The following is a 14081-nucleotide window of genomic DNA, read 5'->3' as shown; positions in this document are numbered from 1 at the left end:
TCCGAGCGTTGCCCTGCCGTTGCCTCGGGGTGAAAACGGGCCGACGACGTGTGCGCGGTGCGTGCTCCCGCTGCGGCGTGTGGGTTGTGGCACGGCGGTTATGCTGCCGAGGCACTGCCGCCGCAGCCGATCGTTCGCGGGGGCGTCCTCGCGTGAGGCGCTGGTGGGGGACCCCGACCGCGACAGACAGGAGTTGAGCCGTGGCCGAGATCATCCAGCAGACCGACAAAGGGCTCGACGTACCCGACGAGCCGATCGTCCCCTTCATCGAGGGGGACGGGACCGGGGTGGACATCTGGCCGGCCAGCCAGCGGGTCTTCGACGCGGCCGTCGACAAGGCGTACGGCGGACAGCGTCGCATCTCGTGGAAGGAGGTGCTCGCCGGCGAGAAGGCGAAGAACCAGACCGGCGACTGGCTGCCCGACGAGACCGTCGAGGCCTTCCGTGAGCATCTCGTCGGGATCAAGGGGCCACTGACCACCCCGGTGGGTGAGGGCTTCCGCAGCCTGAACGTGGCGCTGCGGCAGATCCTCGACCTCTACGTGTGCCTGCGGCCCGTCCGCTGGTTCACCGGCGTGCCAAGCCCGGTCAAGCACCCCGAGAAGGTCGATATGGTCATCTTCCGGGAGAACACCGAGGACGTCTACGCGGGCAAGGAGCTCCAGGAGGGTACCGAGGACGCCCGCAAGGCCATCGACTTCTTCCGTGAGACCTACGGCTGGGACATCCGGCCCGACTCGGGTATCGGCATCAAGCCGATCAGCGAGACCGGCACGAAGCGGCTCGTGCGCGCCGCGATCCAGTTCGCGGTCGATCACGGCCGCCAGAGCGTGACCCTGGTGCACAAGGGCAACATCATGAAGTTCACCGAGGGCGCGTTCATGCAGTGGGGCTACGACCTGGTGCGTGAGGAGTTCAGCGACGTCGCGGTCGGCTGGGAGGACTGCGGGGGCGACCCCGGCGACAAGATCCTCGTCCAGGACGTCATCGCCGACGCGATGCTGCAGATGGTCCTCCTGCGGCCGGAGAACCACGACGTCATCGCGACGATGAACCTGAACGGCGACTACATCTCCGACGCGCTGGCCGCGCAGGTCGGTGGGATCGGGATCGCGCCGGGCGGCAACATCAACTACGAGACCGGCGTGTCGATCTTCGAGGCGACGCACGGCACCGCGCCGAAGTACGCGGGCCAGGACGTCGTCAACCCCGGCTCCGTGGTCCTCTCGGGAGAGTCGATGCTGCGCCGCATGGGCTGGGACGAGGCCGCCGACCTCGTCGTCAAGGGCCTCGAGGGCGCGATCGCCGACAAGGTCGTCACCTACGACTTCGCGCGCCAGATGGACGGGGCGACGAAGGTCAAGACGAGCGAGTTCGCCGAGGCGATGATCGAGCGGATGTGAGCCATGCTCCGGCCACGGGGCGCGCGGCTCGCCGCGCGCCCCGCCTCGCGCCCGACGAACGCCTCGCGGGCTACATCACGCGCCGCGGGCGCTTCGCGAGGAAGGACCCGTCGAAGGGGCGCAAGCTTCCCGGGCGGTGGAAGTGGCTCGGGGCACTCCTGTGGGTGGCGTGGCTGGCCTACCCCTTCTGGCAGGGCTGGCGCGAGCGGGCAGCCGACGACGGTTGACGTTCGGTCGGTCGCGGCTCGCGCGCCCGACACGTGGCCGGAGCCGGCGCCGCGTGCGAGACTTGAGGACGCTTCGGCCGGGTAGCCAAGTGGTAAGGCAGCGGACTGCAAATCCGCTATTCACGGGTTCGATTCCCGTCCCGGCCTCCATCCATCCATCCATCGGGTCTTTCGGGTATTCCGGGGTGAGTGTCCCGGATATTCGCGTCCGGGTGTTCATTCGTTAGGTTGAGGCGGGCGCCAGCCGATGGCGGCGGCAAGCCGCTGACGACCTCTGTGTACCGGGCCCGTTCTGGCGCCCGGATACGCTGACCTCGACCGCGGTAGTGACACCACCGCACGCGCCGGCGCTGACGAGCGTCCCCATCGAAAGGAGGTGGAACGGGTAGCATGATTTGCATGACCGACGTCACCAGCTACGAACGCGCCACCGCCGAGCAGGTGCGGGCCCACGCCGACCAGCTTCGTGCTGCCGCACAGGCCGCCGGCCTGTCCAACGTGCGCATACGCGACGACGGCACCCTGGTAGTGCACTCACCCGACCCCGGCTACCGCCAGATCTTCGACCTGGCTGACCGCGCCGAGGACATCGTTGGCTGCTACGTCCACGTGATCGGTGACAACGTGCCGGCCGCTGAGGGCGCTCGCCCCCTGTGAGCCGCGTCGACCAGCGGCTCGACGATGTCGACGCCGCGCTCGCCCACATCAGCGAGCTGCTGCCCGACGACTACGAGGCCTGGCAAACGCGACCCCGCCTGCCAGCTCGCCGTCGAGCGGCTGTGGATCCTCGCCGGAGAAACCAGCGAACGCTACCGACGAGACGCGGGCATCCCGCGCGGCGTCGAGCCGTGGCGCGAACTGCGCCGCTACCGCAACCTGCTCGCCCACCAAGAGCCCGCCGAGCGGGACCCAGGGCGCGTGTGGACCGAGACCATTCGTGATCTCGACAGACTCCGCACCGACATGCGCGCCCACCGGCAACATCCCTAATCCCGCGCCGCCGCCCACCTTCGGGCGGCGGCGCGGCTGCCGTCCGTGCCGCATCTCGCCCCGGCGTCACGGACCGAGCGCCCCGATGTCCGAGATCGCGGCGAGACTGGTGTGCAACCTGGCCCGGTCGCGGGTGCGAGGCACCTCGCCGAGACCGGCCTTGAGCTCCAGGTCGTGGAACGCACAGCGCCGAACTGAGCCTCGAGCGGGGACCCCTATCCCGACGGGGATATGATATCCCCGTACCTTCCCCTTGACGGTTCGCGACGAGTGGTTCGCCACGAGTGGGAGGGCTCAGTGTCCCAACTGGCGCTGCCGGGACGGCTGCAGGCGACCTTCTGGCCCGGCGGCCGTGTGCCGTCCGACGGTCATCTCGCCCTGTGGGGCGTCGACGACCTCGAGGCCGCGGCGACGGCGCATGCGTTGCCCGGGGGCGCAACCGTCACGTTGCCGACGGTGCTCCCCCGAACGCCTCGGGCGCGCACCCGCGTCGTCACGGCTGAGGTTCCCGCACTCCTGATCCCGGTACTCCCTGCGGCTCGGGCGTTGGCGGCCTGGTCCGCACCCGCCGACTGGCCCCCTTGGCAGCGGCCGGCGGATTCGCTGCTCGCATGGAGCGTCGCGGCGAAGATCGCGCTCGAGGTGGTGGCGGCCGGGGGCCTCGTCCCGACGCTGCGGCCGGCGGGCCCCGACGGCGCGGTCGCTTCCTGGCGGCTGGTGCCCCCCCGCGACGGTCGGTGGGAAGCCCTCGGCCAGGCACTGCCTCCGGCCGCTCACGCATTGCCCGACGACGCCGACGAGGCAGCCGTGTGGTCGCCCGTCGCACTGTTCGGCGCATTCGGCGACGCCGTCGCGGACGCGTGTGGCCGGGCGCTCGACGGTCCGGTCGCGGCCGGGGCGTCCGCGAGCCGTAGCTGGGTCGCCGGCCTCATCGGGCCCGATCCGCTCGTGACGATCGACGGTGCACAGCACGGCTCCTGGGACGACGCGGTCGACCACGGGCCTGCCGAGGACGGTCTCGCCGCCCAGGTAAGCGCGTGGGCTGCGCCCCTGATCGATCGCGACGCGCCGACCGCGGCCCGGCTCTGTCTGCGCCTCGATACGCCGGTGACCGACGAGCCCGACGCCCCGTGGCGCGTCGACTACCTGCTGCAGGCGGCGGACGACCCGAGCCTGCTCGTGCCGGCCGACCAGGTATGGGACGCTCACGCGACCACGCTCGAGGCGCTCGGGCGCCACGTCGGCGACCCCCAGGAGTCGCTGGTGCGCGGCCTCGCCGAGGCTGCGCGGCTGTTCCCACCGGTCGAGCGCAGTCTCGCCGAGCCGCGGCCCGCCGGCCTCGAGCTCGACACAGAGGAGGCCGCGCAGCTCCTCACGGACCGTGCTGGCGAGCTTGCCGCAGCGGACGTGGGGGTGTTACTGCCCGCCGAGCTGACCGCCAGCGGTGCGCGACGCCTGCGGGCTCGTATGCGCGTGTACGACTCGCCGCCCGACCCTGGCAAGGGCATCACCGACGCGGGCCTCGACGAGGAGACCATCGCCTCCTTCGAGTGGGAGGTGGCGCTCGGCGACGACACGATCTCGGCCCGGGAGCTCGCCGAGATCGCCGCCATGAAGTCCTCGCTCGTGCGCTGGCGTGGCCAATGGGTGCGCGTCGACCCCGACGAGGCGCCGCGACTGGCGGACATCGCGGGTCAGCAGGGCGAGTTGTCCGGGGTCGAGGCCATCGCGATCGCGCTGTCGGGCGAGCGCGAGGTCGACGAGCTCGGGGAGGTCGAGGTCATCGCTGACGGTGCGCTGGCCGATCTCGTCGCCGATCTGCGCGCGGGCGAGTCCGGGCCCGGCGAGCCACGCCTCGACGGCATCACCGCCGAGCTGCGGCCCTACCAGCGCCGCGGGGTCGCGTGGCTGCAGGCTCTCGCCGACCGGGGCCTCGGCGCGCTGCTCGCCGACGACATGGGCCTCGGCAAGACGCTGCAGACGATCGCCCTGCTCGCCGATCGCGCGGGTGAGCGCCCCAGCCTCGTGGTCTGCCCCACCTCGGTGGTCGGCAACTGGGAGCGCGAGCTCGCCCGTTTCGCCCCGCATCTCGAGGTCGTACGCCATCACGGTGGCGAGCGGGCGGGGTACGCGGCGGAGGTTCCCGCGGGCGCGGTCGTGGTGACGAGCTACGGGCTGGTGCGCCGCGACATCGATCTGCTGGCCGACGTCGCCTGGGAGTGTGTCGTGCTCGACGAGGCACAGCAGGTGAAGAACCCCTCCTCGCAGGGCGCGCAGGCGGTGCGGCGACTCGAGAGTCGTCACCGGGTCGCGCTCACGGGTACCCCGGTGGAGAACCGCCTCTCGGAGCTGTGGTCGGTGCTCGACTTCGCCAACCCGGGCTTGCTCGGCCCGTTCGCCAGGTTCAAGGAGCGCTACGCGGTCCCCGTCGAACGCTGGCGCGACCCCGACGCGACCGCACGGCTGCGCCGCCTCACCGCTCCCTTCCTGCTGCGGCGGGCGAAGACTGACGCGTCCGTGGCTGCCGACCTGCCCGCCAAGCACGAGGTCGACGTCTCCTGCACCCTGACCCGCGAGCAGGCGACGTTGTATCAGGCCGCGGTCGCCACGATCCTCGACGACGAAGGCCTCGGCGAGGGCATCGAGCGTCGCGGGCGGGTGCTCAAGCTCCTCATGGCCCTGAAGCAGATCTGCAACCACCCCGCGCAGTACCTGGGGGAGGACGGCGGCACGCTGGCCGGGCGGTCCGGCAAGCTCGACCGCACCGCCGAGATGCTCGCCGAGATCACCGACAACGGCGCCCGTGCGCTGGTGTTCACCCAGTTCCGCGAGATGGGGGAGCTGCTCGCCCGACAGCTGCAGGCGGCGCTGGGGCTTGCCGACGTGCCGTTCCTCCACGGCGGTGTCGCGCAGCCGGCCCGAGATCGAATGGTCGAGCGCTTCCAGACCGACCCGTCGTGCCCCCCTGTGCTGCTCGTGAGCCTGAAGGCCGGCGGCACCGGGCTCAACCTCACCGCCGCGACCCACGTCGTGCACTACGACCGCTGGTGGAACCCCGCGGTCGAGGACCAGGCCACCGATCGTGCCTACCGCATCGGTCAGAGTCGCGAGGTGACCGCGCACAAGCTCGTCACCGCCGGCACGCTGGAGGAGCGCATCGCCGCCCTGCTGGAGGACAAGCGGGCCCTCGCCGATGCCGTCGTCGGCGAGGGGGAGGCCTGGCTCACCGAGTTGTCCGACGCCGAACTGCGCGAGCTCGTCGAGCTGTCCGATGTCGGCTCGGGGTCGGGCCCCCGTGAGCGGGAGCCCGCCGCGTGAGGGCCGGCGCAGGCGATGTCGGAAGGCCATGGCGATGAGCCCGCCGCGTGCCACGTTCGGCCTCACCTGGTGGGGGCAGCGCTGGATCGGGGCCCTCGAGGCTCTGGGCGCGGCCTACGCCAATCGGCTCCCGCGGGGGCGCACCTATGCCCGCAAGGGCACCGTCGAGGGCCTCACCGTGGACGTGGGCGAGGTGACCGCGCGCGTCGTTGGTTCTCGAGCCACGCCCTACCGGGTACGGCTGCGCCTGCCGGTGTTCACCGACGCGCAGTGGGCGGAGGTGGTGGCAGCGCTCGCCGGTGAGATCCGCCACGTCGCCGCGTTGCTCGACGGGCAGATGCCCTCCGACGTCGATGAGGTGCTCGCCGCGTGCGGCGTGTCGCTCTTCCCTGGTCCGCGCGAACTGGACACGCGTTGTTCCTGCCCCGACGCGGTGAACCCGTGCAAGCACGTTGCCGCGGTGCACTACACGCTGGCCCAGACCTTCGACGCCGACCCCTTCCTGCTGCCCGAGCTGCGTGGGCGGGATCGAGACACCCTGCTCGCCGAGCTGCGCGCGGCTCGCGCGGGTGGCGCGGTGGCGAGTGCTGAGACCGAGCCCGACGAGCCCATCGTGGCGCTTGAGGCGTTGTCGGCGGGTTCGCTGTTCGACGCGCGCGGCGACCTCGCCGCGATCACGGTGCAGCCACGTCCGCCGGAGGATCCCGGCGCGGCGGTCCGTCGCCTCGGGGCGCCCCCGGGTGCGGACGCCGAGGTGCTCGAGGCGCTGGTCGAGGGCGCCGCCGAGCAGGCGTGGGGACTTGCGACCGGGGAGGGGGAGGTCGGCGAGGACCTCGACCCGGAGCTGGTCGACGCGGTCCGGGACCTCGCGCCCGCGACGAGCGCGGAGCTCGCCGAGGCACTCGGAGCGACCGTCGCGGACGTGCGTGAGCGTGTCCGCCCGCTCCTCGAGGCAGGAGCGGTGCGGCGCTCCGGCCACGCGCGCGGGACGCGCTACTGGGTCTGACACCCCACGTCACGACGGGGCCGACCCCTGGTCGTCAGGCAGCGGTCGGAACGCGTGCCCGGCGGTGCTCGTGGGTGAGGGGCGTCAGGTCCCGCTGGCGGCTTGCTCTCGTGCCTGGGCCAGCTCGGCCGCCGCGCGCGCACGCGTGGTCCGCAAGGCCAGGAAGATGGCGGCCGCCACCAGGAGCGCGAGCGGCAGGGCGATCGGCAGGATCGGGTGCGCGAGCAGGCTGACGGACAGGATCCCGAGCACCAGGCGGATCGTGCGGTTGCGCGTCGTCGAGCCGCTGAAGACCGCGTGCAGGCTCGTGATGATCCCGAGCGTCGCGACGAGGACCATCGCCCCGGGCAGCAGCTGCGGCACGCCGGGCTCCTGGACGACCTCCGGCCAGGTGAACAGCGCGACCATGAGGATCAGCAGCGGCAGGCACATCTCGATCGCGCGGATCATCGTCCTCGTGAACGACGCGTCGGCGATTTTCGAGGTGACCGCCGCCGTCACCGAGGTGGGCGGGGACAGCTCGCCGAACGCCGCGATCAGGAACGCGTAGAAGTGCACCTGCCACGGGTCGAGGCCGGCGGAGATCATGAACGGCGCGATGACGACCGCGACGATGATGTAGGTGGGCGCGGGGGGCAGCCCCATTCCGACGACGTAGCCGAACACGAAGGCGACGAGGACGACGAGCACGAGGTTGATGCTCGCGACCTCCACGAGGACCTGACCGACTGCCGTCGGCACACCCGTGATCGTGAACGAGGCGGTGACGAGCCCCAGCGTCGCGAGCAGCAACGTGAGCTCGGACGTCATGCGCGCGAATGTCTCGACGAAGCCCTGGTAGGGAGCGAGGAGGTGGCGGGGCTGTCGCAACTCCCGTGACCGCAACAGGCGGATGACGAGCATGACCGAGAGCACCACGAGGAGGGCGAAGAACACCCGCTGCGCCGACTGCATCGCCGGTGCCCGCTGCACCCCCATGAACCAGATCAGGCCCGCGATGGCCGCCGCGTAGGCGAGCAGGTTCGCCTTGTCGGTGAGGCCGAGGCGCTCGACGTCGGGGACGTAGCCGGCCGCGTTGAACCGCGCGGCCAGGAGGTACACGGCGAGGCTCACGCCGAGGAAGTAGATGATCGCGGGCGCGAACCCGCGTGCCACGATGTCGAAGTAGCTGACCCCCATGAAGTCGGCCATCAGGAACGCCGCGATCCCCATCAGGGGCGGCATGAGCTGCCCCCCGAGCGACGTGGCGGTCTCGATCGCGGCCGCTCGCACCCGGGGAATCCCCGAGCGGATCAGCGCGGGGATCGTGACCGAGCCGGTCGTCGCCGCGTTGGCGGCCCCGCTGCCGCTCACCGCGGCGACACCGAACGAGCCGATCACCGCGGCCTGCGGCAGCAGGCTCGGCGAACGTGACGCCAGGCGCTGCGCACCCTTGAGGATCGAGTCGATCGCGCCGAAGCCGCGCAGGATCGCGAGCACGAGGATGAACGACCCGATCAGCGTGAGGCCGAGCTGGGGGAGCTGCTCGAAGACGCCGGTGCTGGTCTCGAGGCTCATCGACGTGACGACGCGGTCCCACGACATCCCGGAGTGGCCGAACAGGCCCGGGATGAAGCCGCCGTAGACCACGTACGCGATGAGCAGGAGGTTCAGGACGAAGAGGGGGACGTACTTGCGCCGGCTGTACTCGAGCAGCAGCACGATGAGGGCCGCACCCGCGAGCATGTCGGTCTCGTTCCACCGGCCGACGCGGACGGTGCGGATGTCGTCGAACTCCACGAAGAGATAGCTGCCGGCTGCCGCGGCAACGGCGATGAAGACCATCGCGATCGCCGCGCTCACGAGTGGCGGCAGGCGCGGATAGAGCTCGCCGCGGCGCAGGTCATCGAGCGCGGCGAGCACGTACGCGACGGGTACGAGCCCCACGGCCAGCTGCGTCGGTCCCCCGGCACCCGTCGCGTAGTAGTAGAGCAGGGCGGCGGTGAAGAAGAGCGCGACCCCGTAGAAGGCGATCGTGGCGGCCGTCCGCAACCACGCGGGTTGGCGGTTCCCCGAGCGCGCCTCGCCCTCGGGGACGGTGCCCTCCTCGGTCGATCGCTCGGTCTGCTGCGCCATTGGTCACCTGGGATCCGACGGCAAGGACGTCGCGGGGCCACCGTCGCCGGCGGCCCCGCGGATGCTACTACCGCTGCGCGGGTCGATTACTCCGCGATGCGGTCGTCCCACTCGTCGTTCCACACGCCCTGGTCGCGCATCCAGTCGGCCATGCCCGGGTGCACCAGCACGTCGTCGACCGAGGACTCGACGCCGCGCCGCTGGAGGTCGGCGGGATCGTTGGCGAGCACCTCGAACGCCCCGTCGGCGTCCGCGAGTTCGTCCGCGTGCTCGGCGATGACATCGAGCTTCTCGTACACGTCCTCGGCGCTGACGTCCGGGCCTACGTGGAAGCCGTAGAAGAACGGCACGAACAGGGCCTCGTCGACCCCGATGTCGGTGTCGAAGTGGTCGGGGTCGATCGAGACGACCTCCATGCCGGCGTCCTCGATCGCGGCGACCTCCTCGTCGCTCGGGTTGAGGACCTGTCCGTCGGTCTGCAGCAGCCCCTCGTTCACCCAGGGCGCCGGGGTCGTCTCCGAGGTGGTGTAGGCGGGCATCGCGGAGATGTCGCCCTCCTCGAGCGAGCTGCCGGCCACGCCCGTGTCGACCTCGACGTACTCGTGCTCCGCGCCGGCGGCCTCCATCGCGGCCTCCAGGTTCGCGCGGACGTCCCACGGGGCCGGCGAGGTGAACACGGGCTCACCGGTGAGGTCCGCCCACGACTCGAACTCGTCGGCGTTGTCCTCGTGGATCGCGAGCCCGGTCTCCATCGGGTAGGCCCAGAAGGACATCACCAGGTCGCGTTCGGCGTCGTCGCTGAAGCCCTCGTAGCGGTCCCGGTCCTCGGCGGCTTCGGCGAAGCCGATGTCGGCCCCGTAGTAGGCGTCGAAGTCGCCGGTGGCGTAGCCGATGACGCTCTGCAGCGCGCCGCCGGTCGGCAGGACGTCCGTGTGGAAGCCCTCCCACTCGCGGTTCAGCAGCGCGGAGAGGTTGACCAGAGCGGTGTGCCCGGAGGACCCCACGTCCGAGGTCGCCCACTCGATCTCGGTGGCGTCGGGGTCGGTCTCACCCTCGCCCTCGTCGAGCGCGGGCTCCTCCTCGTCCTCCTCGTCCTCCTCGTCCTCCTCGGCCTCCTCGTCCTCGGGTTCGTCGGCCTCCTCGGCCTCCTCGTCCTCCTCGTCCTCGTCGGGCTCGTCCTCGACGTCGTCCTCGTCGACGTCCTCGTCGCCGAGTTCGGCCTCACAGGCCGCGACCAGCAGCGCGAGGCCGAACAGCACGGCGATCAGGGAAAGGATGTGGGGGCGCGTTCTCATGTGGCCTCCGGGTCGGTCGGGGTCTTACGCCTGTCGTAGCGCGGGGGGCGATTGTACGGGGCTGAATCGTTCGATGCGCGGAGTGCCTACTCGACGATCCCTTGCTCGGTCAACCAGTCCTCGGCGACGAGGTCGGGGTCCTCGTTCTGGAGCTCGGTGCGTTGATTCAGGTCCAGAAGCTCGTCGAGGGTGAGCGCGGCCGAGACCTCGTTCAGTGCCTCGGTGAGATCATCGCTCACGGCGTCGTCGCGGACGACCGGCACGAGGTTCTCGCTGGGAACGAGACCCTGGTCGTCCTCGAGCAACACCCAGTCGTTCTCGCGGATGACCGGCTGGGCCGTGAACAGGCGCGCGACATCGATCTCGTCGGTCTCGAGCGCCTCGATGGTGAGTGGCCCGCCGGCGTCGAGCTCGACGAACTCGGCGAACTCGATGCCGTAGACGCGCTCGAGGCCGGGCAGTCCGTCGTCGCGCTCGACGGCCTCCGGCGCACCGCCCATCACGAGCTCGCCGGCGACCGGTTCCAGGTCCGACAGCGTCTCGAGGTCGTACTCCTCGGCGGTCTCGGCGGTGACGACGTGCCCGTTCTGGTTCTGGGCGTCGGCCGGCTCGAGGACGGTGACGTCGTGTTCGGCGAGTTCGCCCTCCAGGTCGGCGTACAGTTCCTCGGCGTCCGTCTCGGCCTCCAGTCCGCCCTCGGTCAGGTGGTTGAGCAGCGACCCCACGTACTCGGGCAGCACGTCGATGTCGCCGTCCTGCATGGCCTGGAAGTACACCTCGCGCGCGCCGATGTTGAACTCGGTCTCGACCTCGAGCCCCGCCTCCTCGAGCGCGAGCGCGTAGATGTTGCCGAGCAGCACCGACTCGGGGAAGTCCGCCGAGCCCACGGTGACCGGTCCGGCCTCCTCGGCGCCGGCGTCCCCGTCGTCGGGTTCGTCGGGTTCGTCGGGTTCGTCGTCCTCGGGTTCGTCGGGTTCGTCGTCCTCGACCGGATCGTCGTCGGGGTCCTCCTCGAGCGGGTCGTCGGCGCAGGCCGCAGCGAGCAACGCGAGGGCGAGGAGCAGGGCCAGCAGCCCACCGGCACGGTTCGTCCTGCTACACCACATCGGGCATCCTTTCGTGTCCCTTGGATCGTACGGTAGACGTTCGCGGTCGACGTGGCGCCCGCTCGAGAAACCCGTCAGGCCACCGGACTGGGTATCTGTTGGGCCGGCTGGGTCGCAGCCTCCTGCTCCTGCAAGCCGCCGGGCACGACCGCTCGTTGCACGAGTGCGAGCACTCCCTCCATGGCCAGCGAGAGCAGGGCCACCAGCACGGCGCCGACGAGCATCTCCGCGAAGTTCAGGCGGGCGAGGCCACCGAAGACGTAGGAACCGAGCCCACCGATACCGACGAGATTCGCCAGCGTGGCGGTCGCGATCACCTGCACCGCCGACGTGCGGATGCCCGCGAAGATGAGCGGGAGCGCGTAGGGCACCTCCACCCGCCAGAGGACCTGGAACCCGCGCATGCCCATGCCCTCGGCGGACTCCCGGACCTCGGAGTTGACCTCGCGCACCCCGGTGTAGGTGTTCGTGAGGATCGGCGGGATCGCGAAGGCGACCAGGGCGATGAAGGTGCCGGTGAACCCGAAGCCGATCAGTATCGCGAAGAGGACGATGATGCCGAACGAGGGCACGGCGCGACCCGTGTTCGCGAGGTTGATCGCGAGCGTCCCGCCTCGCCCGGTGTGCCCTACCCAGAGACCGACCGGCAGCGCGATCGCGATCGCGGCCGCGAGCGAGGACAGCGAGTACCAGAGGTGCTCCAGCACACGGCTGGGGATGCCGCGGCTCCCTGCCCACCGGTCCGGGTCGGCGATCCACTCCCACACCTCGAGCGGTAGGTCAGGCATCAGCTCGCCCTCCGGCGCCAGGGGGTCAGCAGCCACTGCACCGCCAGCAGCGCGAGGTCCAGGGCGACCGCGAGCAGCACCGCGAGCACCAGGCCGACCAGCGCGGGAGTGGGGAAGCGCCGCATGACCGCGTCGGTGAACAGGTCGCCGAGACCCCCCGAGCCGACGAGCGTGGCCACCGTCGCCAGCCCCACCGTCGTGACGGTCGTGATGCGCAGGCCCGCGATGATGACCGGCAGCGCGAGCGGCAGCTCGACGGTGAGGATCTGCCGGGCACGCCGGTAACCCATCGCCTCGGCCGCTTCCCGGACGTCGCGATCGATGCCGTTGAAGCCCTCGACGGTGTTGCGCACGAGGACGAGCAGGGTGTAGATCGCGAGGGGGACCACGGCGGTGGTCATCCCCAGACCGGTCACGCCGACCATCAGGACGAACAGCGCGATGGACGGGACCGTGAACAGCAGGCCCGCGAAGCCGATGAGCGGCGGGTACAGCCACTGCCAGCGCACGGCGGCGAGCGACAGGGGGAACGCGAGCACGAGGCCGAGTGTCACCGGATAGGCGGTGAGCTGGACGTGCTCGACGAACAGCTCGCCGACCATCGGCGCGTTGCGCTCGATCCATGCCCAGTCGACGAGCGGTTGGTCGCCGGTGATCGCGACCGCGGGGGTGGGGCTCATCGCAGCTCTCGGCGGAGGCGCTCGGCGGTCAGCACGCCGCGGTAGCGCCCGTCACCGTCGGTGCAGACCGCGAGGCCGGCCTCGTTGGTCATGATCGTCTCGAGGGCGCGACGGAGGCTGTCGGCGGCGGACACGGTCGGTGCGCGACCGGTCGGGGCCGCGCCGAGCGTGCCGGCGCCGTTGAGCTCCGAGAGACGGACGATCCCGTGCGGGCGCTCGTCGTCGACGATGACGACCCAGTCCGTACCGGCCGTCGCGGCGACGTGCCGGGCCTCGTCCACGCCCGTGCCGGGGCTCGCCGTGGCGCCCGGCTCGGGCGGCAGGTCCCCGACCGTGCGAAGGGCGAGGCGCTTCAGACCGCGCTCCTCGCCGAGGAAGTCCGCGACGAACGAGTTCGCGGGCTCGGCGAGCAGCCGCTCGGGGGTGTCGTACTGCTCCAGGACCCCGCCGACGTTGAAGATGGCGATGCGGTCGCCCATCTTGATCGCCTCGTCGATGTCGTGGGTGACGAACACGATGGTCTTGCGCACCTCGGCCTGCAGGCGCCGGAACTCGTCCTGCAGGCGCTCGCGGACGATCGGGTCGACCGCGCCGAACGGCTCGTCCATGAGCATGATCGCCGGGTCGGCGGCGAGGGCGCGGGCGACCCCGACGCGCTGGCGCTGCCCGCCCGAGAGCTGGTGGGGATAGCGCTGGGCCATCTCGCGCTCCAGGCCCACGAGATCCATGAGCTCGTCGACCCGCGCGGCGATCCGGTCCTTGTCCCAGCCGAGCAGCTGCGGGACGGTCGCGATGTTGCCAGCCACCGTCCGGTGCTGGAACAGCCCCGTCTGCTGGATCACGTAGCCGATGCCGCGTCGCAGCTCGTGGGTCGGCTGGGACATCGCGTCGGACCCGTCGATGAGGATCCGCCCCGCCGTGGGCTCCACCATCCGGTTGACGAGTCGCAGCGTCGTGGTCTTGCCGCAGCCGGAGGGGCCCACCAGGACCGCGACCTCGCCCTCGGCGACGTCCATCGAGAGATCGCGGACCGCCACGGTGCTGCCGTACTGCTTCGACACCGAGTCGAACGTGATCACGAACGTTCCTCGCCAGCAGACGTTCCGCGTGAAGCGCGCATGATAGGGGACCCCAGCCTGTGCGTGGTGTGGCG

General features: G+C 71.1%; 12 protein-coding genes and 1 tRNA gene. 7 read left to right on the top strand and 6 right to left on the bottom strand.

Translation table 11 applies throughout. The annotated features are described in order from the left end of the window. Positions 1–200 precede the first annotated feature (200 nt). The 7 genes from icd (at position 201) to ER308_RS01210 (ending at position 6944) form a co-directional block, all read left to right on the top strand. Positions 201–1403, top strand: coding sequence for an NADP-dependent isocitrate dehydrogenase (gene icd, locus ER308_RS01240; protein WP_131153326.1), 1203 nt, complete (start codon positions 201–203; stop codon positions 1401–1403). Then, a complete protein-coding gene (locus tag ER308_RS01235) occupies positions 1400–1630 on the top strand; it encodes a hypothetical protein (RefSeq protein ID WP_131153325.1) in 231 nt (76 codons plus the stop codon). Before icd ends, ER308_RS01235 begins: the two co-directional genes overlap by 4 nt. A 75-nt stretch (positions 1631–1705) precedes the next feature. Further along, positions 1706–1780: transfer RNA gene (locus tag ER308_RS01230), tRNA-Cys, on the top strand. A gap of 249 nt (positions 1781–2029) precedes the next feature. Next, complete coding sequence (locus tag ER308_RS01225) at positions 2030–2287, top strand: hypothetical protein (protein ID WP_131153324.1); 258 nt, start codon at positions 2030–2032, stop codon at positions 2285–2287. Between the two features lie 24 nt (positions 2288–2311). Then, a complete protein-coding gene (locus tag ER308_RS01220; RefSeq protein ID WP_131153323.1) occupies positions 2312–2620 on the top strand; it encodes a ribonuclease HepT family protein in 309 nt (102 codons plus the stop codon). A 297-nt stretch (positions 2621–2917) separates the two neighbouring features. Then, the gene (locus ER308_RS01215) at positions 2918–5938 is read left to right on the top strand and encodes a DEAD/DEAH box helicase (protein WP_205745819.1); all 3021 of its coding nucleotides are present in this window, start codon (positions 2918–2920) and stop codon (positions 5936–5938) included. Positions 5939–5972: 34 nt separating this feature from the next. Further along, positions 5973–6944, top strand: a complete 972-nt coding sequence (locus ER308_RS01210) for an SWIM zinc finger family protein (protein ID WP_131153321.1) — start codon at positions 5973–5975, stop codon at positions 6942–6944. An 84-nt stretch (positions 6945–7028) separates the two neighbouring features. Here the strand turns inward: ER308_RS01210 and ER308_RS01205 are convergent, their stop codons facing one another. From ER308_RS01205 to ER308_RS01175, 6 genes are all read right to left on the bottom strand, one after another. After that, a complete protein-coding gene (locus tag ER308_RS01205; protein ID WP_131153320.1) occupies positions 7029–9059 on the bottom strand; it encodes a TRAP transporter permease in 2031 nt (676 codons plus the stop codon). An 86-nt stretch (positions 9060–9145) separates the two neighbouring features. Further along, the gene (locus ER308_RS21235) at positions 9146–10354 is read right to left on the bottom strand and encodes a TAXI family TRAP transporter solute-binding subunit (RefSeq protein ID WP_165491712.1); all 1209 of its coding nucleotides are present in this window, start codon (positions 10352–10354) and stop codon (positions 9146–9148) included. An 86-nt stretch (positions 10355–10440) separates the two neighbouring features. Next, positions 10441–11460 carry an ABC transporter substrate-binding protein gene (locus ER308_RS01190; RefSeq protein ID WP_131153319.1) on the bottom strand — a complete coding sequence of 340 codons (1020 nt, stop codon included), beginning with the start codon at positions 11458–11460 and terminating at the stop codon, positions 10441–10443. Between the two features lie 74 nt (positions 11461–11534). Then, a complete protein-coding gene (locus tag ER308_RS01185; RefSeq protein WP_131153318.1) occupies positions 11535–12248 on the bottom strand; it encodes an ABC transporter permease in 714 nt (237 codons plus the stop codon). Then, positions 12248–12928, bottom strand: a complete 681-nt coding sequence (locus tag ER308_RS01180) for an ABC transporter permease (RefSeq protein WP_205745818.1) — start codon at positions 12926–12928, stop codon at positions 12248–12250. The genes ER308_RS01185 and ER308_RS01180 overlap by 1 nt, the downstream gene beginning before the upstream one ends. Continuing rightward, the gene (locus tag ER308_RS01175) at positions 12925–14007 is read right to left on the bottom strand and encodes an ABC transporter ATP-binding protein (protein ID WP_131153317.1); all 1083 of its coding nucleotides are present in this window, start codon (positions 14005–14007) and stop codon (positions 12925–12927) included. The genes ER308_RS01180 and ER308_RS01175 overlap by 4 nt, the downstream gene beginning before the upstream one ends. Positions 14008–14081: the final 74 nt, after the last annotated feature.

The organism is Egibacter rhizosphaerae (genome assembly GCF_004322855.1).
In the GTDB taxonomy this organism is placed as follows: domain Bacteria; phylum Actinomycetota; class Nitriliruptoria; order Euzebyales; family Egibacteraceae; genus Egibacter; species Egibacter rhizosphaerae.
This window is presented reverse-complemented; position numbering and strand designations above follow the sequence as displayed.